Here is a 21,220-nt window from a genome sequence, read left to right as displayed (position 1 = left end):
TGAGCTTCTATACTTAGAGCCTGATGAGACAGATTCTTAAGGTTCAGTTTGATTCAACCGGAGATATTATGAGAAAAGTGGCCATTGTCACCGCGTCTGATTCAGGTATCGGCAAAGCCTGCGCCCTGCATCTGGCGCAGCAGGGATTTGATATTGGCATCACCTGGCATTCCGATGAACAGGGCGCGCGCGCGACAGCGCAAGAGGTGATGAAGCACGGCGTTCGCGCTGAGACCGTCCAGTTAGATCTCAGCCAGCTACCTGCGGGGGTACAGGCGCTTGAGCAACTGATTACCCGGCTGGGCCGGATTGACGTGCTGGTGAATAATGCGGGCACAATGCGCAAAGCCGCGTTTCTTGAGATGCCCTTCGACGACTGGCGACAGATTTTCACGGTGGACGTCGACGGCGCATTTCTCTGTTCCCAACTGGCTGCTCGCCAGATGGTAAAACAGGGGGAGGGCGGCCGTATTATCAATATCACCTCGGTACATGAGCATACGCCGCTGCCCGAGGCCAGCGCTTATACCGCCGCGAAACACGCCCTTGGCGGGCTGACCAAATCCATGGCGCTTGAGCTGGTCAAACACAATATTCTGGTCAACGCCGTGGCGCCGGGAGCCATCGCCACCCCGATGAATGATATGGACGACAGCGACGTGAAGCCTGGCGCTGAACCGTCGATCCCACTGGGGAGAATGGGGGCGACGCGCGAAATTGCCAGCCTGGTGGCGTGGCTGTGTTCGGACGGGGCAAGCTACACCACCGGCCAGTCGCTGATCGTCGACGGCGGATTTATGCTCGCCAATCCACAGTTTACACCGCAGTAGCGTTCGTATTAGTCGGCTTTGCGGCGGCTGCGGCGTTTTAGCCACCCGCGAACGCCGACCACCAGCGCAATGGCAAGAAACAGCCAGACCAGATGTTTTAGATGGTGATCAAGGCTGTGCAGCCAGGGGGCAATGACTTCACCACCCGCGTAGCCGAGTGTGGTGAAGATCAGCGCCCAGATCAGCGCCCCGAGAATATTCAGCGGCAGAAAAATTTTTGGCGGCAGATGGCTTGCGCCAATCAGCAGCGGGCCAATGACGCGAAAACCGTACATAAAGCGCGTGCCGATGACGAACAGATATGGACGACGCTGGATCATCTTTTGCGCCTGGCGGATTTTGTCACGATGACGGGAAAAACGGCGCAGGAGCGAGTCACCGTAGCGGCGCCCGAGCAAATACAATACCTGATCGCCAATCATGCCGCCTACGGCGACGGCCAATACCACCAAAGGAAACTTCAGTAATCCCTGATGAGCGGCGACGCCGCCCAGCAGGGTCACAGTTTCGCCTTCCGCCAGACTACCGATGACCAGCGCGGCATAACCGTATTGTGCAATAAGACTGTTTATATCCATATGTCTGAATAACCTCCGCACGGTTAAGCATACACCTTGTGAATTTATGTTGCTGAATGAAAAAGGAGGAGGGGATCGTCTGCCCTGACATTTCCTGATCTGTACATAAAATAATCGAAAAGCGAATTATACTTGAGGTGTTAGGGGCCGGAACTGACACAAGGGGGCGGTATGAACCATGTCTGGGGGTTGTTTTCCCATCCCGATCGTGAAATGCAGGTGATCAAAAGCGAGAATGAAACGGTATCGCATCACTACACCCATCATGTACTGCTGATGGCGGCGATTCCGGTTATCTGCGCGTTTATTGGCACCACGCAAATCGGCTGGAATTTTGGCGACGGCAACGTGCTGAAGCTGTCGCCGGTAACGGGGCTTGCGCTGGCTGTGCTGTTCTACGCCGTCATGCTCGCTGGCGTGGCGGTGATGGGACGGGTGATCTGGTGGATGGCGCGTAGCTTTCCGCAGCGCCCGTCGCTGGCGCATTGTATGGTGTTTGCCGGTTATGTAGCGACCCCGCTGTTTCTGAGTGGGGTGGTGGCGTTGTATCCGCTGGTCTGGCTGTGTGCGCTGGTGGGAACGGTGGCGCTGTTTTATACCGGTTACTTACTGTATCTCGGTATACCGACCTTCCTGAACATTAATAAGGAGGAGGGGCTGAGCTTCTCCAGTTCGACGCTGGCGATTGGCGTGCTGGTGCTGGAAGTGCTGCTCGCGCTGACCGTTATTCTGTGGGGATACGGTTACCGGGTCTTCTGAGGTCATTCTCTGCATTGTTGGTGTAAAAGCCAGCAATGCAGCCTTTCCTGACGATTCTCTTATGGCGGCAATGTTATTAGCTCGCTATGATTCTTTCGCTAGCTTAAGTAAATTCTCACTCAAGCGGTGCGTGTTATCACACGTGTGAATCATTTTCTGAAATCTCATCATGCTGACATTCCGAGTTTCTGTTCTTAGCCTGGCGTTAATGCTGGCGGTGCCTTTTGCACCGCAGGCGATGGCCAAAGCGGCGGCGACGACCGCGGCCTCCCAACCGGAAATCGCCTCCGGTAGCGCGATGATCGTCGATCTGAACACCAATAAGGTGATCTATTCGAACCATCCGGATCGGGTGCGCCCGATCGCCTCGATAACAAAATTAATGACCGCGATGGTCGTGCTGGACGCGCGACTGCCGCTGGACGAGAAGCTGAAGATCGATATCAGCCAGACGCCAGAAATGAAGGGCGTCTATTCCCGCGTGCGGCTGAACAGTGAGATCAGTCGTAAAAACATGCTGTTGCTGGCGCTGATGTCCTCGGAAAACCGCGCGGCGGCAAGCCTGGCGCACCATTATCCGGGAGGCTATAACGCCTTTATTAAGGCGATGAATGCGAAGGCGAAAGCGCTCGGCATGACCCATACGCGTTTTGTCGAGCCGACCGGGTTATCCATTCACAACGTATCTACCGCGCGCGATCTCACCAAAATGCTGATTGCCAGCAAGCAGTATCCGCTGATTGGACAACTGAGTACGACGCGTGAGGATATGGCGACCTTCTCGAACCCGGCGTATACCCTGCCGTTTCGCAATACCAACCATCTGGTGTACCGCGACAACTGGGACATTCAGTTGACGAAAACGGGCTTCACGAACGCGGCGGGGCACTGCCTGGTGATGCGCACGGTAATTAATCACAAACCGGTGGTGCTGGTCGTGATGGACGCCTTTGGCAAATATACCCATTTTGCCGACGCCAGCCGTTTACGTACCTGGATTGAGACCGGCAAAGTGATGCCGGTTCCGGCGGCGGCATTAAGCTATAAAAAGCAAAAAGCCGCGCAGATGGCGCAGCAGACCGCGCAAAACGATTGAGCTGAAAGCCGGATAAGGCGGTTCTCCGCCATCCGGCGACATCAACGTTATTCCGGCAGCGTCCAGTCACCCTCGTTAAGCGGGCGCTGCATAATCAATGTGTCCCGCCAGTCGCCTTTCTTGTAGCCGACGCTGCGAAGCTGTCCGGCAATTTCAAAACCATGTTTTTTATGTAACCGTAATGAGCCAGGGTTATTGTGCCCGTCGCCTATCACCGCCACCATTTGTCGCCACGGGCCTGCTTCACAGCGACTGATGAGCGTGGACATTAACAGACTACCGATACCGCGCCCGGTCATGCTGGCGTCAACGTATATCGACTCTTCCAGGGTATAACGGTAGGCGGGGCGAGGGCGGTACTGAGTGGCATAGCAATAGCCCACCACCACGCCGCGATACAAAGCCACCAGCCAGGGCAGGCCATACTGCGCGACCTTGAGCATTCGCTGGCGCATCTCTTCTACCGTCGGGGGGATCTCTTCGAAAGAGGCGCGACCATTCAGCACATGCCAGGCGTACAGCGCGGAAATGGCCTCCACGTCGCCGGGCGAAGCGTCGCGCACCACAATATCATCATCAGAAAGCGTATCGGCAGCAGACATGGTTATCACCTTCAGGATAAAAAGCCGGAGTCATAGCTCCGGCACATGTCGTTACTTTTGCACGATATTTCGAGCAGATCCAGCCTGCACGGCGGGCCTGCTTACACGGTTTGCCCGGTAGAGGGGTCTTTCCAGAATTTCTGCTTGCTGGTTTTGCCAATTCCGGGATTCATACTGTTGGTCGGGTCATTTTCGCGATAAAAACGGGTCAACGCCTCCGGCGCTTTGTACAGATGCCCGACGTTGTGCTCGGCGGGATACTGCGCGCCGCGCTGGTGAAGCAGTTCAAGCATCTGCGCTTTCAACGCATGTACGTCAACGCCTTTTTTAACGATGTAATCCTGATGGAAGACGTAGCACATAAAGTGTCCGTAATAGAGCTTATGCACTAACTGGCTGTCAAGTTCCGGCGGCAAATGTTCATACCACTCAGTGTCATTACGACGCAAGGCGATGTCCAGCGCCAGAATATCTTCCACGTCGTCGGCATGCACTGCCTGATAGCGGATTGCCGCGCCCGCCGCCGCGAAACGGTGCAGGAATGCTTTGCTGCCTTCCTCCGGCGTACAGGCGAAGAAGTCGCCTTCCGCGGTTTTAAAGAATTCGCTCAGCCAGTTTTGCGCTTCCGCCACGCCGTCCCCGGCCATTTTTAACAGCAGATGATGCTCGTATTTATCGCGCCAGCTTTTCATTCGCGGCGGCAAATGACTGGGGAACAGATGACCGAACTTCTGCATTGCGCGGTCAGTGAAGTGCGGACGGAAAAATTTCACTTTCTCCAGCATTGCATCGGTACGGCCCTTCAGGGTAAAGAAGAACGGCATTTTGTCGGTACCGAGCTTGTCGATCATCAGGAACGTATCTTTACCGTACTGCTCCGCGATATCGTAAATATCACGATGCATGTACTCGCCCGCGACTGGCAGATTCTCAAAGTTTGCCAGAATATGGCGGCGGATTTCGGTCAGCACGTCAGGCTGATTGGTGCCGATGTAAAACACCTGCTGGTTTTTTTCCGCTTCAAAAGTGTCGAGGCGTACCGCAAACACCGCAAGCTTTCCGGCGCAGCCGGAGGCTTCAAACAGGCGGTCCGGGTCGGCGTTATAACGCGCCGGCGTGTCAGCCTCGATATCGCGCACGCGGGTTACGTAGTCGTGATCGTGGGCGTGACGCCCGTCGTGACGCACGTTTTCTTCTTTGATGCGCTCATCGTCCAGTTGACTGAGGATCTGCTCCGGCGTTTGACCAAGGTCGATGCCGAGATGGTTGACCAACTGGAGCTTGCCGTTTTCATCAATACGCGCAAACAGCGACATTTCGGTATAGGCAGGGCCGCGCTGAACCAGCGAGCCGCCGGAGTTATTACAGATGCCGCCAATCACCGAGGCGCCAATGCACGACGAACCAATGACCGAATGCGGTTCGCGCCCCAACGGTTTCAGCGCTTTTTCCAGTGAATACAGTGTGGTGCCCGGCCAGGCCAGCACCTGCTCGCCTTTGCCAAGGAGATGCAGCTTGTCGAGGCGCAGAGTGCTGATAATCACAATATCGCGATCGTAGTCGTTGCCGTTCGGCGTTGAACCTTCGGTCAGGCCCGTGTTGGCGGCCTGCATCAGAATAATTTTGTCGGCATTCACGCAGGCGTTAAGGACGCGCCAGAGTTCAAGCAGCGAGCCGGGAAAGACCACCGCCAGCGCATCGCCCTGGCCGGAACGGAAGCCCTTGCGATAGCGGGCGGTTTTCTCAGGTTCAGTCAGCAGGTGTGAATGACCCACGAGACGGGCGAGTTCATTCAGAAAGGCTTTATTATCAGTTGTTGTCAGGGAAGACATTTTCCACTCCTTGTGGTGGGACAAAATATCACGTTCAAGCATAGCGCTTTGTCTGCCCCTGCGCTTACTCATTTACCCTGTCTGTGAATCAGCGGCGGTGAAAATTAAGAGAATAACCTTCGCTTTCTGCGTGGCTGCCAATTAGGCTTATGGCAACGTGCGGTTTTTGTTATATTTTCGCAGCCACGTCGGGCTAATGAGAAAGAGAGAAACAACATGAAATGGCTATGTTCTGTAGGTGTCGCGGTGAGTCTGGCGTTGCAGCCAGCGCTGGCGGAAGATATGTTTGGTAACCACCCGCTGACGCCGGAAGCGCGGGATGCGTTTGTGACTGAACTCCTGACCAAAATGACCGTTGATGAGAAGATTGGTCAGCTTCGCTTGATTAGCGTCGGCCCGGATAACCCGAAAGAAGCGATCCGTGAAATGATCAAGGACGGACAGGTTGGGGCGATCTTCAATACCGTCACCCGCCAGGATATCCGCAAAATGCAGGATCAGGTGATGGAACTGAGCCGCCTGAAGATCCCTCTCTTTTTCGCGTATGACGTGTTGCACGGTCAGCGTACCGTTTTCCCCATCAGCCTGGGCCTGGCTTCCTCTTTTAACCTTGAGGCGGTGAAAACCGTCGGGCGCGTGTCGGCATATGAAGCGGCAGATGACGGCCTGAATATGACCTGGGCGCCGATGGTCGACGTTTCCCGCGACCCGCGCTGGGGACGCGCTTCCGAAGGCTTTGGCGAGGACACCTATCTCACATCGATCATGGGCAAGACGATGGTGGAAGCGATGCAGGGTAAAAGCCCGGCGGACCGCTATTCGGTGATGACCAGCGTGAAGCACTTCGCCGCCTACGGCGCGGTGGAAGGCGGCAAAGAGTACAACACCGTCGACATGAGTCCACAGCGTCTGTTTAACGACTATATGCCGCCGTACAAAGCGGGGCTGGACGCGGGCAGCGGCGCCGTCATGGTGGCGCTGAACTCGCTGAACGGAACCCCCGCCACGTCTGATGCCTGGCTGCTCAAAGATATTCTGCGCGACAAATGGGGCTTTAAGGGGATTACCGTTTCCGACCACGGCGCGATCAAAGAGCTGATAAAACACGGCACCGCCGCCGATCCCGAGGATGCGGTGCGCGTGGCGCTCAAGTCCGGCATTAACATGAGCATGAGCGACGAGTATTACAGCAAATACCTGCCGGGGCTGATCAAATCCGGCAAGGTGACGATGGAAGAACTGGACGACGCCGCCCGTCATGTGCTGAACGTCAAATATGATATGGGGCTGTTCAACGATCCGTACAGCCATCTGGGGCCGAAAGAGTCTGACCCGGCGGACACCAACGCCGAAAGCCGCCTGCATCGTAAAGAGGCGCGAGAAGTAGCGCGCGAAAGTCTGGTTCTGCTGAAAAACCGTCTGGAAACCCTACCGTTAAAAAAATCCGGCACTATTGCGGTGGTAGGTCCCCTGGCAGACAGCAAACGTGACGTGATGGGCAGTTGGTCCGCGGCGGGCGTGGCGGATCAGTCAGTGACCGTACTGACCGGCATTCAGAACGCCGTGGGTGATAAAGCAAAAATTGTTTACGCCAAAGGCGCGAATGTCACTGACGATAAAGACATCGTCACGTTCCTCAACCAGTACGAAGAAGCGGTGAAGGTGGATCCACGCACGCCGAAAGCGATGATCGACGAAGCGGTGAACGCGGCGAAACAGTCCGACGTGGTGGTTGCCGTCGTCGGTGAAGCGCAGGGCATGGCGCACGAAGCCTCCAGCCGGACCGATATCACTATTCCGCAGAGCCAGCGCGATCTGATCGCGGCGCTGAAAGCGACCGGCAAGCCGCTGGTGCTGGTGCTGATGAACGGCCGTCCGCTGGCGCTGGTGAAAGAAAATCAACAGGCCGACGCGATCCTGGAGACCTGGTTTGCCGGTACCGAAGGCGGTAACGCCATTGCCGATGTGCTGTTTGGCGACTACAACCCGTCCGGTAAACTGCCGATGTCTTTCCCGCGTTCCGTCGGGCAGATCCCGGTCTACTACAGCCACCTTAATACCGGTCGTCCGTATAACGCCGATAAACCCAATAAATACACGTCACGCTACTTTGACGAGGCTAACGGCCCGCTGTATCCGTTTGGCTACGGTCTGAGCTACACCACGTTTACCGTGTCTGACGTCAAACTTTCCGCCCCGAGCATGACGCGTGACGGCAGCGTAACCGCGAGCGTGCAGGTGACGAACACCGGTAAACGGGAAGGCGCGACGGTGATTCAGATGTACTTGCAGGACGTGACGGCGTCTGTGAGTCGTCCCGTGAAAGCGCTGAAGGGCTTTAAGAAGGTGACCCTGAAACCGGGGGAAACTCAGACCGTCAATTTCCCGATCGACGTCGAGGCGTTGAAGTTCTGGAATCAACAAATGCAGTATGATGCCGAACCGGGCAAGTTTAACGTCTTTATCGGCGTAGACTCAGCGCGGGTCAAGCAAGGGGAATTTGAGCTGCTGTAACAGAGACGAGAGGCGGGCATAATCCCGTCTCTCTTTTTTGCGCTGGCGCGAAAAAACTGAATTCTCCGGTTAAAGAGACACTTTTCGACTATGCTTTTTGCTCAAGTCGCTGAAAAGGGCGGCAAAAGGATGAGGAAAGCATAATGACACTCTCAAAGATCTGTGCGGGCTCGCTGGCGCTGTTAGCGGCGGTGAGTTTACCCCTGCAGGCGGCGTCGCCGGTGACGGTGGGGTCGAAAATCGACACCGAAGGGGCTCTGCTCGGCAATATCATTTTGCAGGTGCTGGAAAGCCACGGCGTTAAAACGGTCAATAAAGTCCAACTGGGCACGACTCCGGTTGTGCGTGGGGCAATCACCTCCGGCGAACTGGATATTTATCCGGAATACACCGGCAACGGGGCTTTCTTCTTTAAAGATGAAAACGACCCGGCGTGGAAAAACGCCAACGCGGGCTATGAAAAAGTCAAAAAGCTCGATGCCGAACAGCATAAGCTGGTGTGGTTAACGCCAGCGCCCGCCAATAATACCTGGACCATCGCAGTGCGTAGCGATGTCGCTGAGAAAAATAAACTCACTTCGCTGGCCGATCTCGGACGCTACCTGAAAGCGGGCGGAACCTTTAAGCTGGCCGCCTCGGCCGAGTTTATTGAGCGCGCCGATGCGCTTCCCGCTTTTGAAAAAGCCTACGATTTTAAACTGAGTCAGGATCAACTGCTTTCGCTGGCGGGCGGCGACACCGCGGTAACGATCAAAGCGGCAGCACAGCAAACGTCCGGCGTAAACGCGGCGATGGCTTACGGTACGGACGGTCCGGTGGCCGCGTTGGGGTTGCAAACCCTGAGCGATCCGAAAGGCGTACAGCCGATCTATGCCCCTGCGCCGGTAGTGCGTGAAGCAGTGCTGAAAGACTATCCTCAAATGGCCGAATGGCTGCAGCCGGTATTCGCCAGCCTTGACGCGAAAACCCTGCAGCAGTTAAACGCCAGTATTGCCGTGGAAGGACTGGACGCGAAAAAAGTCGCCGCAGATTACCTGAAGCAAAAGGGATGGGTGAAGTAAAAGGACTGAAATAAGGCTGGGTGACGTGGCAAAAGTCAGTATTAACCGCGTGCTGTTGCTGCTGGTGGCGCTCACCGCAGTTGCCGCCGCGCTGCCGTTCGTAAACTATGCTCCTAACCGACTGGTTTCTGGCGAGGGGCGTCCGATCTGGGCAGTCTGGCCCGGTTCGGTTTCGCTGCTGGTGGGCGCCGGGTGCGCCTTGCTCACGCTGTGCTTCGTGCCGGGAAGACGAGGCGCTGCGCTCACGCTTGCTGTTGCGCAACTGTTGGTGATCCTGATGCTCTGGAGCGCGGGAAAAGCCGCCAGCCATCTGGCTGAAACTGGCTCGCCGTTGGCGCGGACCAGCCTGGGAAGCGGTCTGTGGCTGGCGCTGGCGTTAGGGCTGCTGGCCTGTAGCGACGCGATTCGCAGAATCACCGTCCAGCCGCTCTGGCGCTGGGTTCTGCATGCCCAGATCGCCATCGTGCCGCTGGCGCTGCTGTTTTCCGGCGCGTTCGACGCGCTTTCTCTGCTTAAAGAATACGCCAACCGGCAGGACGTCTTTGACGACGCGCTGGCGCAGCATCTGACGCTGCTGCTGGGAACCGTTTTGCCTGCGCTGGCGATTGGCGTGCCGCTGGGCATCTGGTGCCACTTTTCCGCTGCCCGTCAGGGACCGGTGTTTACCGTGTTAAACGTGATCCAAACCATTCCGTCGGTGGCGCTGTTTGGTCTGTTAATTGCGCCGCTCGCCGGGCTGGTAAAGGCCTTCCCGTGGCTTTCATCGTTGGGCGTCGCGGGAACCGGTCTGACGCCGGCGCTGATCGCGCTGGTGCTGTACGCGCTGCTGCCGCTGGTGCGCGGCGTGGTCGCCGGGCTGGACCAGGTGCCGCGTGACGTGCTGGAAAGCGCGCGCGCGATGGGCATGGGCGCCGCCCAGCGCTTTTTTCACGTCCAGTTGCCGCTGGCGTTACCGGTATTTTTGCGCAGCCTGCGCGTGGTCATGGTACAAACAGTCGGGATGGCCGTGATTGCCGCGTTGATTGGCGCGGGCGGCTTCGGCGCGTTGGTTTTTCAGGGACTGCTCAGCAGCGCCATCGATTTAGTGTTGCTTGGCGTGATCCCGGTGATTGTGCTGGCGGTAGTGATTGACGCGCTGTTTGACTTAGGGAGCGCTTTGCTGAAGGTAACCCATCATGATTGAATTTAACCACGTGAGTAAAACCTTCGGTGAGCAGAGAGCGGTTAACGATCTCAATCTGCATTTTAAAGAAGGCAGTTTTTCGGTGCTGATTGGCACCTCCGGTTCGGGAAAATCAACCACGCTGAAGATGATCAACCGCCTGGTGGAACATGACAGCGGACGAATTCGCTTTGCCGGTGAGGAGATCCGCTCTCTGCCGCTGCTCGAACTTCGCCGACGTATGGGATACGCCATTCAGTCGATCGGTCTGTTTCCACACTGGACCGTGGCGCAAAACATTGCCACCGTGCCGCAGTTGCTCAAGTGGTCGCGACAGAAACGAGACGATCGGGTCGATGAACTGATGGCGCTGCTGGGGCTGGAGCCGGGGCTGCGGGAACGCTATCCGCATCAGTTGTCCGGCGGGCAACAGCAGCGGGTGGGCGTAGCGCGCGCGCTGGCCGCCGACCCGCAGGTTCTGCTGATGGATGAGCCGTTTGGCGCGCTGGATCCGGTTACCCGTGGCGCATTACAGCAGGAGATGACCCGTATTCACCGCCTGCTCGGGCGAACCATTGTGCTGGTGACCCACGATATTGACGAGGCGTTACGCCTGGCGGAACATCTGGTACTGATGGACGGCGGCGAAGTGGTGCAGCAGGGCACTCCGCTCCAGATGTTGACCGCGCCGACCGATGATTTTGTTCGCCAGTTTTTCGGACGTAGCGAACTGGGCGTACGTCTGCTGTCGCTGCGTAACGTCGCCGACTATGTGCGGCGTGATGAGCACACTGTCGGCGATGCGTTAACGGAAACGATGACGCTACGCGACGCGCTCTCCCTGTTTGTGGCGCATAACCGGGAAATTTTACCGGTGGTTAACCAGCATGGCGTTGCCTGCGGTACGCTGCACTTTCGCGATTTGCTTTCGGAGACGTTGCGTGATGAAACGACTGACTGATCCGCTGCTCTGGCTTATCGTCGTATTTGTGCTGATGCTGGTAGGCTTGCCGCATAGCGAGGCGCTGTTCGCTCGCCTGTTTCCTGAACTGCCGCGTCCGGTCTACCAACAGGAGAGCTTTGTCGCGCTGGCGCTGGCCCACTTCTGGCTGGTCGGCGTGTCGAGCCTGATCGCGGTGCTGATTGGCGTCGGGGCAGGGATCGCGGTCACGCGACCTGTCGGGGCGGAGTTTCGTCCGCTGGTGGAAACCATTGCCGCAGTAGGACAAACCTTTCCGCCCGTCGCCGTGCTGGCAATCGCGGTGCCGGTGATGGGGTTTGGCCAGCAGCCGGCGATTATTGCGCTGATCCTTTACGGCGTGCTGCCGGTGCTACAGGCGACGCTGGCGGGGCTGGGGTCTGTCCCGGCAAGCGTACGGGAAATCGCCAGCGGGATGGGAATGAGCCGCGGCCAGCAGCTGCGAAAGGTCGAACTGCCGCTGGCTGCGCCTGTCATTCTGGCGGGGATCCGCACCTCGGTAATCATCAATATTGGCACGGCGACCATTGCCTCTACGGTTGGTGCGAGTACGCTGGGCACGCCGATCATTATCGGCCTGAGCGGCTTTAATACCGCCTATGTCATTCAGGGGGCGTTACTGGTCGCGCTGGCGGCGATCGTCATTGACCGCCTGTTTGAACGATTAGTTCAGCGGCTTAGCCAGCACGCAAAATGAAGGTATAACCCGCGAGCATGACGCCGCCGATACCGCCGATAGCCATGAGTAAAAAGAGGGCGATAACGCCGATTTTCGTTGCGCTCATGATGTTCTCCTTATGTTAACCAAGAGATTATACAGAGAAGCGCTCCTGTTAATGAATCATTAAATGCCAAGTGGGTAAATATCGTATCCCTGGGCACGCCAGGTCGCCAGTTGCTGTTGCTGCGCCGGTGTCTGGTTTTCGCCGCACCACACCAGGAGGGTGCGGCCTTCAAATTGCTCCGGGCGAAGCTGGTTCAGGGAGTGCGCCAGTACGTCAACGCGCCAACCCTGCTGACTGGCGATCCAACCCTCAAGCCATAATCGGGTGGTGTCGTGAATATTCCAGCCTACCACCAGCGCGTCTTTGCCCTGTTTCTTTCTCGCCGAGGCGAGACAAATCGCAATGTAGTTAATTAACACGCCATCGAGAATGCCCAGCAGCGCCTGAAGCGTCGGCTGCGGGCACTGGAGACGGCGGCGTAGCGGAATAAACAGATGGCTGGTGAGCGTTTGCGCCGGATAATCCTGGCCGCGCTCTTTAAGCCAGACTCTGATGCTGTGCAGATTATTGTTTTGCAGGTAATGCAGGAGCGTTTCCTGATGCTCGCGCCAGCCGTTTTGCCGATCGAACGTGTCATTGCTCAACAGCACTTTGACTTTGCTGACCTGGACGCCGTTGTCGATCCAGCGTTTGATCTCGCGGATGCGGTCGATATCCGAGTCGTTGAAAAGACGATGTCCGCCGTCTGTTCGCTGCGGTTTCAGTAATCCATAACGCCGCTGCCACGCGCGAAGCGTGACAGGGTTGATATCACAAAGCAGAGCCACTTCACCTATGGTGTAAAGCGCCATCTTTTAATCCTTGCTCGCGAGGTCCCAGTTTAACTTTAGACGCTCTTTTTCGAACCAGGTAGTTTTGTCTGTTTTTTAATCAATTTAGCGGTAAAAATCTGAGAGTCGGCGGCGACATTGAGTGATCGTACTCACGATTTCATCTTTTTTTGCAACAGTTCAAAGAAAGATCAACGCTGTCGATGTATGTTACGCGGTTTTAATAGAAGTGTGGTCTGCGGGTATGTACGAGTTTAATCTGGTGTTGCTGCTGCTTCAGCAGATGTGCGTGTTCTTGGTTATCGCATGGCTGATGAGCAAGACGCGTCTGTTCATTCCCTTAATGCAGGTCACTGTCCGCTTACCGCACAAGCTGTTGTGCTACGTCACCTTCTCCATCTTTTGCATTCTCGGCACCTATTTTGGCCTGCATATCGACGATTCTATCGCCAACACCCGGGCGATAGGCGCGGTGATGGGCGGGCTGCTCGGTGGGCCGGTGGTCGGCGGATTGGTTGGGTTAACCGGCGGCCTTCATCGCTACTCCATGGGCGGGATGACCGCCCTGAGCTGCATGATCTCCACCATCGTCGAAGGTTTGCTCGGCGGGCTGGTACACAGCGTTCTGACGCGGCGGGGGCGGACCGACAAAGTCTTTAATCCGCTGACCGCAGGCGCGATTACCTTTGTCGCCGAGCTGGTGCAGATGCTGATCATTTTGCTGATCGCCCGGCCTTTTGACGATGCGTACCGGCTGGTCAGTAATATCGCCGCGCCGATGATGGTGACCAACACCGTCGGGGCGGCGCTGTTCATGCGCATTCTGCTCGACAAGCGCGCCATGTTCGAAAAATACACTTCGGCGTTTTCCGCTACCGCCCTGAAGGTGGCGGCCTCGACGGAGGGGATTTTGCGCCAGGGCTTTAACGAAGTGAACAGCATGAAGGTCGCGCAGGTGCTGTACCAGGAGCTGGATATCGGCGCGGTGGCGATTACCGACCGGGAGAAGCTGCTGGCTTTTACCGGCATTGGCGATGACCATCACCTGCCGGGCAAGCCGATCTCATCAAGCTATACGCTGCGGGCGATTGAAACCGGCGAGGTGGTTTACGCCGACGGTAACGAAGTGCCGTACCGCTGTTCGCTGCATCCCCAGTGCAAACTGGGATCAACGCTGGTGATCCCGCTGCGCGGCGAAAACCAGCGGGTGATGGGCACCATTAAGCTGTATGAAGCCAAGAACCGCTTGTTCAGCTCCATCAACAGGACGCTCGGGGAGGGGATTGCCCAGCTGTTGTCCGCCCAGATTCTGGCCGGACAGTACGAGCGCCAGAAAGCGTTGCTGACCCAGTCGGAAATCAAGCTGCTGCACGCCCAGGTGAATCCGCATTTTCTGTTCAATGCGCTCAATACCATTAAAGCGGTGGTGCGCCGCGACAGCGAGCAGGCGGGCCAACTGGTGCAGTATCTGTCCACCTTCTTTCGCAAAAACCTGAAGCGACCCTCAGAAATTGTGACGCTTGCCGATGAAATTGAGCACGTCAACGCCTATCTGCAAATTGAAAAGGCGCGATTTCAGTCGCGCTTAAAGGTGAATCTGAACGTGCCGGAGGCGCTGGCTCACCAGCAACTTCCGGCGTTTACCCTTCAACCCATTGTGGAAAACGCCATCAAACACGGCACATCGCAACTGCTGGAGACGGGTGAAGTGTCCATTACCGCCCGTCAGGAGGGACAACACCTGATGCTGGACATAGAAGATAACGCCGGGCTGTATCAACCGACGACCAATGCCAGCGGCCTGGGAATGAATCTGGTGGACAAACGCCTGCGTGAGCGTTTTGGCGATGACTATGGCATTAGCGTGGCCTGTGAGCCTGACCGCTTTACCCGAATAACCCTACGACTTCCGCTGGAGGAGAACGCATGATTAAAGTGCTGATTGTGGATGATGAACCGCTAGCGCGGGAAAATCTGCGGATCCTGCTACAGGAACAGAGCGATATTGAGATTGTCGGGGAGTGCGCGAATGCGGTAGAAGCGATTGGCGCGGTGCATAAATTACACCCGGACGTGCTGTTCCTCGACATTCAGATGCCGCGCATCAGCGGACTGGAGATGGTCGGTATGCTCGACCCGGAACACCGTCCATATATCGTTTTTCTGACCGCTTTTGATGAATACGCCATCAAAGCCTTTGAAGAACACGCCTTTGATTATCTGTTAAAGCCCATTGAAGAGGCGCGTCTGGAGAAAACCCTTAACCGCTTGCGCCAGGAGCGCAGCAAACAGGACGTTTCCGTGCTGCCGGAAAACCAGCAGGCGCTGAAGTTTATTCCCTGTAGCGGACACAGCCGGATTTATCTGTTGCAGATGGATGATGTCGCTTTCGTCAGCAGCCGAATGAGCGGCGTTTTTGTCACCAGCAGCGAAGGTAAAGAAGGCTTTACCGAACTGACGCTCAGAACACTGGAAAGCCGTACGCCGCTGCTGCGCTGCCACCGGCAATATCTTGTGAACATGGCGCATCTTCAGGAGATTCGGCTGGAAGATAATGGCCAGGCGGAGCTGATTTTACGCAACGGATTAACCGTGCCGGTGAGCCGTCGCTATCTGAAAAGTTTGAAAGAGGCGATTGGCCTGTAAAACTGGTACACTGCGCGCCATTGCATCATCGACAGTTGAAGGCTCTATGCTTAGTAATGATATTCTTCGTAGCTTGCGCTACACCCTGAAAGCCAATAATAACGACATGGTACGCATTCTTGCGCTTGCCGGTATGGAATCGACCTCTGCGGGTTTTGATACCTGGATGACCAAAGAGGATGAAGACGGTTTTGTGCGCTGCCCGGATATTGTCCTGAGCGGATTCCTCAACGGCCTGATTTATGACAAGCGCGGAAAAGACGATTCTGCGCCGGAATTAGCGCTCGAACGCCGCGTGAATAACAACACGGTGCTGAAGAAACTGCGCATCGCGTTTTCACTGAAAACGGACGATATCCTTGCCATCATGACCGAACAGAATTTCCGCGTATCAATGCCGGAAATTACCGCGATGATGCGCGCGCCGGACCATAAGAACTACCGCGAGTGCGGCGATCAGTTTATGCGTTATTTTTTACGCGGGCTGACGAACCGGGAACATAGCGCGAAGCCGCCACAGGGCAAGAAGGCGTAAAAAAAAGCCGGAGACGATCTCCGGCTTTTTGGTTATTTAACCTGCTGACCCGGCTTTGCGCCTTCGTCAGGGGTTAACAGGAAGATATCTTTCCCGCCCGGGCCTGCGGCCATCACCATCCCTTCCGAGATGCCGAAGCGCATTTTACGCGGCGCGAGGTTAGCAACCATTATCGTGTGGCGGCCAATCAGCGCCTGCGGGTCAGGGTACGCGGAACGAATGCCGGAGAAGACGTTACGCTTCTCGCCGCCGAGATCCAGCGTCAGGCGCAGCAGCTTGTCCGAACCTTCCACAAACTCGGCGTTTTCAATCAACGCCACGCGCAGATCGACTTTGGCGAAGTCGTCAAAAGTGATGGTTTCCTGAATCGGATCGTCCGCCAGCGGACCGGTGACCGGCGCTGTCGCCGCCTTTACTTCCTCTTTCGACGCTTCAACCAGCGCTTCGACCTGCTTCATGTCGATGCGGTTATACAGCGCTTTGAAGGTATTTACCTTATGGCCCAGCAATGGCTGCTGGATAGCATCCCAGGTCAGTTCGGTGTTGAGGAAAGCCTCCACGCGTTCGGACAGGGTCGGAAGAACCGGCTTCAGATACGTCATCAGCACGCGGAACAGGTTGATGCCCATTGAGCAGATCGCCTGCAGGTCGGCGTCACGGCCTTCCTGTTTAGCCACAACCCACGGCGCCTGTTCGTCCACGTAACGGTTTGCCAGGTCGGCCAGCGCCATGATTTCACGGATCGCTTTGCCAAATTCGCGGCTTTCCCACGCGTCGCCAATAACCGCTGCCGCGTCGGTGAAGGTTTTATACAGCTCAGGGTCAGCAAGCTCCGCCGCCAGTACGCCGTCGAAACGTTTATTGATAAAACCCGCGTTACGCGACGCCAGGTTAACCACCTTATTAACGATATCGGCGTTGACGCGCTGCACGAAGTCTTCCAGGTTCAGGTCAATATCGTCGATGCGGGAAGAGAGCTTGGCGGTGTAGTAGTAGCGCAGGCTGTCGGCGTCGAAGTGGTTCAGCCAGGTGCTGGCTTTAATGAACGTTCCGCGAGACTTGGACATCTTGGCGCCGTTCACCGTCACGTAGCCGTGTACAAACAGGTTGGTCGGCTTACGGAAGTGACTGCCTTCCAGCATCGCGGGCCAGAACAGGCTGTGGAAGTAAACAATGTCTTTGCCGATAAAGTGATACAGCTCGGCGCTGGAGTCTTTTTTCCAGTATTCGTCGAAGCTTACGCTGTCGCCGCGCTTGTCGCACAGGTTCTTGAACGACCCCATGTAGCCAATTGGCGCATCCAGCCAGACGTAGAAGTATTTGCCCGGCGCGTTCGGAATTTCAAAGCCGAAGTAAGGCGCGTCGCGGGAGATATCCCACTGTTGCAGGCCGGATTCGAACCATTCCTGCATTTTGTTCGCAACCTGCTCCTGCAACGCGCCGCTGCGGGTCCACGCCTGTAGCATTTCGCTGAACGACGGCAGATCAAAGAAGAAATGTTCAGAGTCACGCATCACCGGCGTCGCGCCGGAAACAACGGATTTCGGCTCGATCAGCTCCGTCGGGCTGTAAGTCGCGCCGCACACCTCGCAGTTGTCGCCGTATTGGTCCGGCGATTTACATTTCGGGCAGGTGCCTTTCACAAAACGGTCCGGCAGGAACATGCCTTTTTCCGGATCGTACAGCTGAGAAATGGTGCGATTTTTAATGAAGCCGTTTTCTTTCAGACGGGTGTAGATAAGCTCTGACAGCTCACGGTTTTCCTCGCTGTGCGTGGAGTGATAGTTGTCGTAGCTAATGTTGAACCCGGCGAAATCGGTCTGGTGCTCCTGACTCATCTCGCCAATCATCTGCTCCGGCGTAATGCCAAGCTGCTGCGCTTTCAGCATGATCGGCGTGCCGTGGGCGTCGTCGGCGCAGATGAAGTTGACCTCGTGGCCGCGCATTCGCTGGTAACGGACCCAGACATCAGCCTGGATGTGCTCCAGCATATGGCCGAGGTGGATTGAGCCGTTGGCGTACGGCAGCGCGCACGTTACCAGAATTTTCTTCGCGACTTGAGTCATAGTAGGTATTACTTCTTCTCTGTTAAAAGGGGGTTTTGATGTTACCTGAAAGGTAATAACTACGCCAAGAAATAAGGGCATCAAACCATAAATGATTAATCATTACCGCTGGAGTACACTAGGTCGCTACACTTGTACTTTTCAGAACAACAAAAAGGAGTCGGGATGAACGCACAATCCCAGGCCAAATCACCAGAGACCCTGCGCGCGATGGTCGCCGGGACGCTGGCGAATTTTCAGCACCCCACTTTGAAGCATAATCTGACGACCCTGAAAGCGCTGCACCATGTCGCGTGGATGGATGACACGCTGCACGTTGAGCTGGTGATGCCATTCGTCTGGCATAGCGCGTTTGAGGTGCTAAAAGAGCAATGCAGCGCTGATCTGCTGCGTATCACGGGGGCGAAAGCGATTGACTGGAAACTGTCGCATAACATCGCCACCCTGAAGCGGGTGAAAAATCAGCCGGGCGTGAACGGGGTGAAAAATATCATCGCGGTCAGTTCCGGGAAGGGCGGGGTCGGTAAGTCTTCTACCGCAGTTAACCTGGCGCTGGCATTAGCGGCGGAAGGGGCAAAAGTCGGTATTCTTGACGCCGATATCTATGGCCCGTCGATCCCCACCATGCTGGGGGCGGAAAATCAGCGCCCGACGTCGCCGGACGGAACCCACATGGCGCCGATTATGTCGCATGGCCTGGCAACCAATTCCATTGGCTATCTGGTAACCGACGATAACGCGATGGTGTGGCGCGGCCCGATGGCCAGCAAAGCGCTGTTGCAGATGCTGCAGGAGACGCTGTGGCCGGATCTGGATTACCTGGTACTGGATATGCCGCCGGGCACCGGTGACATTCAGCTGACGCTGGCGCAGAACATCCCGGTAACCGGTGCTGTGGTGGTGACCACGCCGCAGGATATCGCCCTGATCGACGCCAAAAAAGGCATCGTCATGTTTGAAAAAGTCGAGGTGCCGGTACTCGGTATCGTCGAAAATATGAGCATGCACATTTGCAGCAACTGCGGCCACCATGAGCCCATCTTTGGTACCGGCGGCGCGGAGAAGCTGGCTGCGCAATATCACACCCAGCTGCTGGGGCAGATGCCGCTGCATATTAGCCTGCGCGAAGACCTTGACCGCGGTACCCCAACGGTAACCAGCCGTCCGGAAAGCGAATTTACCGCAATGTACCGTGAGCTGGCGGGACGTGTTGCCGCGCAATTGTACTGGCAGGGGGAAGTGATCCCCGGAGAAATCGCCTTCCGCGCCGTGTAATACCGCCCGACCACCTGACATGGAAACGTTCACCGCATCAGTGCTATATTGATGTGGTGAATAATTTGAGTGGTTCACTTCAGGTAAATTCCCCTCGCGCCTTCCCTTTGGCGTTGACCGCAAAAACAACGCGTTCTTTACTCACCCTGAATAACGTTATATTTACGCCTGTAACGTAAGACAGATCATTTAAATGAATGATTTGTATTTTTATATTCCTCAATAAAATAAAAAGCCTCTTAAATGCGTATTAATTCATTAATTCTAAATATACCTTTAAGCTTAATTCATTTGTTGAAATTATATTGCACAATGTAAATTGTTTTAAATCAATAAAACAACATGTTCACATTGCGATAACTTTCTGAGAGTGTAAATTTCACCGCGTTGGAAACACACTGTAATAAACGGAAATATCTTTAATAGGGAAAAGACTATGAACAATTCTATTATTGCTGCTGCAGTACTGTCGGGTATTTTTATGAGTGCAGGGGCGTTTGCTGCAAATGAAGATATGGGGGAATTAAAAATCAAAGGCGAAATTGTGGGAACATCCTGTACTTTCGAAGGAGAAAATAACGCGACTATTGAACTGTCCCAGGTCGGTGCCGACAGATTAACGGGTTTAAACGCAGGTGACGTTTACAGCGGATATACAAGCCCGGAAGTTAGCTTACAAGTTAAATGTGCAGATAATAATAATCCGCGTATTAGTTTTAACCCTTCACAGTTTGTGGATGGGTTAAAGGTGACCAGAAATAACGCCGACGATAATGGGGCCGGTTTCGCGGTTTATCTTAATGGGAGCCAGGTAAAACCCGATGAAGCGGGTAATTTCCCTCTCAACAAAGATGATGCTGTCAATGGCGTTTATACTATGAAATTTTTTGCCCGCTATGCGGCGGTGACAACGAATGTCACTCCCGGACCTGTTGAATCCGTTCTGACGATGACAGTCCTGACCGACTAAATATTTTGGGCGGCTAAATTTAGCCGCCTGCCTTACATTTAAAAGGTTAACTGCCATGAAAAGAATTATAGCGTTATGGCTGGTCTGCGCCGCTATGCCAGCGTGGAGCGGCATCTATATTTATGGAACACGCGTTATTTATCCCGCACAGAATAAAGATATTACAGTGCAATTAATGAATGATGACAAGCGAAGCGCTCTGATTCAGGCATGGATAGATGATGGCGATACCAGTCTGCCGCCGGAGAAAATACATGTTCCCTTTATGGTGACGCCGCCCGTCATCAGGGTCGCGACCAATTCAGGTCAGCAGCTGAAAATTAAGCAGCTTGCTCATCATTTACCGTCGGATCGTGAGAGTATGTTCTATCTGAACGTTCTGGATATTCCTCCAAACTCAGAAAGCAGCAAAGATAAAAATGTCATTAAATTTGCTTTGCAAAACCGAATAAAATTAATTTACCGACCACAAGGTATCAGGAGAGTTGATAAAAATACGTTTTCTCGCTTGCAGATTATCCGTACGCATACCGGGATAAAGCTAAAAAATAATTCAGCGAATTGGATTACCATTCCGGAAATTAAAGCGAAAGATAGAGTCAACAAAGAAACGCTGCTGCTTGCCCCAGGAACGTCCCAGGCAATAACTTGCACGTCAATTGCGAATGACTTTACCGTGACGTTAATCGATGATTCAGGAAATTATTTGAGTGAATCAATAAAAGCAATAAATTAAAAATGGAAATAACATCTAAGGATA

20 protein-coding genes are annotated in these 21,220 nt (G+C 55.1%); 14 read left to right on the top strand and 6 right to left on the bottom strand.

The window, feature by feature from the left end:
• Positions 1–68: 68 nt before the first annotated feature.
• Complete coding sequence (locus APU02_RS03745) at positions 69–830, top strand: SDR family oxidoreductase (protein WP_042284467.1); 762 nt, start codon at positions 69–71, stop codon at positions 828–830.
• An 8-nt stretch (positions 831–838) separates the two neighbouring features.
• Here APU02_RS03745 and APU02_RS03740 read toward each other — a convergent pair whose 3' ends face one another.
• Positions 839–1,408 (bottom strand): DedA family protein, encoded by a 570-nt coding sequence (locus tag APU02_RS03740; protein ID WP_060569311.1) that lies wholly within the window; start codon positions 1,406–1,408, stop codon positions 839–841.
• Positions 1,409–1,579: 171 nt separating this feature from the next.
• Between APU02_RS03740 and APU02_RS03735 the strand changes: the two genes are divergently transcribed.
• Both APU02_RS03735 and pbpG read left to right on the top strand, forming a co-directional pair.
• Positions 1,580–2,167, top strand: coding sequence for a Yip1 family protein (locus APU02_RS03735; RefSeq protein ID WP_042284461.1), 588 nt, complete (start codon positions 1,580–1,582; stop codon positions 2,165–2,167).
• A gap of 169 nt (positions 2,168–2,336) precedes the next feature.
• Entirely contained in the window at positions 2,337–3,263 is a 927-nt protein-coding gene (pbpG, locus tag APU02_RS03730) for a D-alanyl-D-alanine endopeptidase (protein ID WP_060569310.1), read from the top strand.
• Between the two features lie 47 nt (positions 3,264–3,310).
• Here the strand turns inward: pbpG and APU02_RS03725 are convergent, their stop codons facing one another.
• Both APU02_RS03725 and dld read right to left on the bottom strand, forming a co-directional pair.
• On the bottom strand, positions 3,311–3,865 hold the full coding sequence (locus APU02_RS03725; RefSeq protein WP_042284457.1) for a GNAT family N-acetyltransferase: 555 nt from the start codon (positions 3,863–3,865) through the stop codon (positions 3,311–3,313).
• A gap of 101 nt (positions 3,866–3,966) precedes the next feature.
• Complete coding sequence (dld, locus tag APU02_RS03720) at positions 3,967–5,697, bottom strand: D-lactate dehydrogenase (protein ID WP_060569309.1); 1,731 nt, start codon at positions 5,695–5,697, stop codon at positions 3,967–3,969.
• A gap of 216 nt (positions 5,698–5,913) precedes the next feature.
• Between dld and bglX the strand changes: the two genes are divergently transcribed.
• From bglX to APU02_RS03695, 5 genes are all read left to right on the top strand, one after another.
• Positions 5,914–8,211, top strand: coding sequence for a beta-glucosidase BglX (gene bglX, locus APU02_RS03715; RefSeq protein WP_060569308.1), 2,298 nt, complete (start codon positions 5,914–5,916; stop codon positions 8,209–8,211).
• Positions 8,212–8,354: 143 nt separating this feature from the next.
• A complete protein-coding gene (locus APU02_RS03710) occupies positions 8,355–9,272 on the top strand; it encodes an ABC transporter substrate-binding protein (protein ID WP_042284451.1) in 918 nt (305 codons plus the stop codon).
• A 16-nt stretch (positions 9,273–9,288) separates the two neighbouring features.
• Positions 9,289–10,455: an ABC transporter permease gene (locus APU02_RS03705; protein ID WP_042284449.1), complete on the top strand. Its 1,167-nt coding sequence runs from the start codon at positions 9,289–9,291 to the stop codon at positions 10,453–10,455.
• Positions 10,448–11,395, top strand: coding sequence for an ABC transporter ATP-binding protein (locus APU02_RS03700; RefSeq protein ID WP_060569307.1), 948 nt, complete (start codon positions 10,448–10,450; stop codon positions 11,393–11,395). The genes APU02_RS03705 and APU02_RS03700 overlap by 8 nt, the downstream gene beginning before the upstream one ends.
• Positions 11,379–12,110 carry an ABC transporter permease gene (locus APU02_RS03695; protein ID WP_060569306.1) on the top strand — a complete coding sequence of 244 codons (732 nt, stop codon included), beginning with the start codon at positions 11,379–11,381 and terminating at the stop codon, positions 12,108–12,110. The genes APU02_RS03700 and APU02_RS03695 overlap by 17 nt, the downstream gene beginning before the upstream one ends.
• Here the strand turns inward: APU02_RS03695 and APU02_RS03690 are convergent.
• On the bottom strand, positions 12,091–12,198 hold the full coding sequence (locus APU02_RS03690; protein ID WP_042284438.1) for a protein YohO: 108 nt from the start codon (positions 12,196–12,198) through the stop codon (positions 12,091–12,093). The genes APU02_RS03695 and APU02_RS03690 overlap by 20 nt on opposite strands.
• 59 nt (positions 12,199–12,257) lie before the next feature.
• Positions 12,258–12,989: an HTH-type transcriptional regulator MlrA gene (gene mlrA, locus APU02_RS03685; protein WP_042284435.1), complete on the bottom strand. Its 732-nt coding sequence runs from the start codon at positions 12,987–12,989 to the stop codon at positions 12,258–12,260.
• 223 nt (positions 12,990–13,212) lie between these two features.
• Between mlrA and APU02_RS03680 the strand changes: the two genes are divergently transcribed.
• The 3 genes from APU02_RS03680 to APU02_RS03670 are packed head-to-tail and all read left to right on the top strand — an operon-like array spanning position 13,213 to position 16,149.
• Positions 13,213–14,898 carry a sensor histidine kinase gene (locus APU02_RS03680; RefSeq protein ID WP_060569305.1) on the top strand — a complete coding sequence of 562 codons (1,686 nt, stop codon included), beginning with the start codon at positions 13,213–13,215 and terminating at the stop codon, positions 14,896–14,898.
• The gene (gene btsR / locus APU02_RS03675) at positions 14,895–15,614 is read left to right on the top strand and encodes a two-component system response regulator BtsR (RefSeq protein ID WP_060569304.1); all 720 of its coding nucleotides are present in this window, start codon (positions 14,895–14,897) and stop codon (positions 15,612–15,614) included. Before APU02_RS03680 ends, btsR begins: the two co-directional genes overlap by 4 nt.
• A gap of 46 nt (positions 15,615–15,660) precedes the next feature.
• Positions 15,661–16,149 carry a DUF1456 family protein gene (locus APU02_RS03670; RefSeq protein WP_042284424.1) on the top strand — a complete coding sequence of 163 codons (489 nt, stop codon included), beginning with the start codon at positions 15,661–15,663 and terminating at the stop codon, positions 16,147–16,149.
• 32 nt (positions 16,150–16,181) lie between these two features.
• Here APU02_RS03670 and metG read toward each other — a convergent pair whose 3' ends face one another.
• Positions 16,182–18,215 carry a methionine--tRNA ligase gene (gene metG, locus APU02_RS03665; RefSeq protein ID WP_060569303.1) on the bottom strand — a complete coding sequence of 678 codons (2,034 nt, stop codon included), beginning with the start codon at positions 18,213–18,215 and terminating at the stop codon, positions 16,182–16,184.
• Between the two features lie 165 nt (positions 18,216–18,380).
• Between metG and apbC the strand changes: the two genes are divergently transcribed.
• The 3 genes from apbC (at position 18,381) to APU02_RS03650 (ending at position 21,196) form a co-directional block, all read left to right on the top strand.
• Complete coding sequence (apbC, locus tag APU02_RS03660) at positions 18,381–19,490, top strand: iron-sulfur cluster carrier protein ApbC (RefSeq protein WP_060569302.1); 1,110 nt, start codon at positions 18,381–18,383, stop codon at positions 19,488–19,490.
• Positions 19,491–19,926: 436 nt separating this feature from the next.
• Positions 19,927–20,460: a fimbrial protein YehD gene (gene yehD / locus APU02_RS03655; RefSeq protein WP_060569301.1), complete on the top strand. Its 534-nt coding sequence runs from the start codon at positions 19,927–19,929 to the stop codon at positions 20,458–20,460.
• A gap of 55 nt (positions 20,461–20,515) precedes the next feature.
• Positions 20,516–21,196 carry a fimbrial assembly chaperone gene (locus APU02_RS03650; protein ID WP_060569300.1) on the top strand — a complete coding sequence of 227 codons (681 nt, stop codon included), beginning with the start codon at positions 20,516–20,518 and terminating at the stop codon, positions 21,194–21,196.
• Positions 21,197–21,220: the final 24 nt, after the last annotated feature.

This window comes from Citrobacter sp. 50677481 (genome assembly GCF_001463265.1).
Lineage (GTDB): Bacteria > Pseudomonadota > Gammaproteobacteria > Enterobacterales > Enterobacteriaceae > Citrobacter_A > Citrobacter_A sedlakii.
The sequence above is the reverse complement of the archived record's forward strand: the minus strand, read 5'-3'. Positions and strand labels throughout refer to the sequence as shown.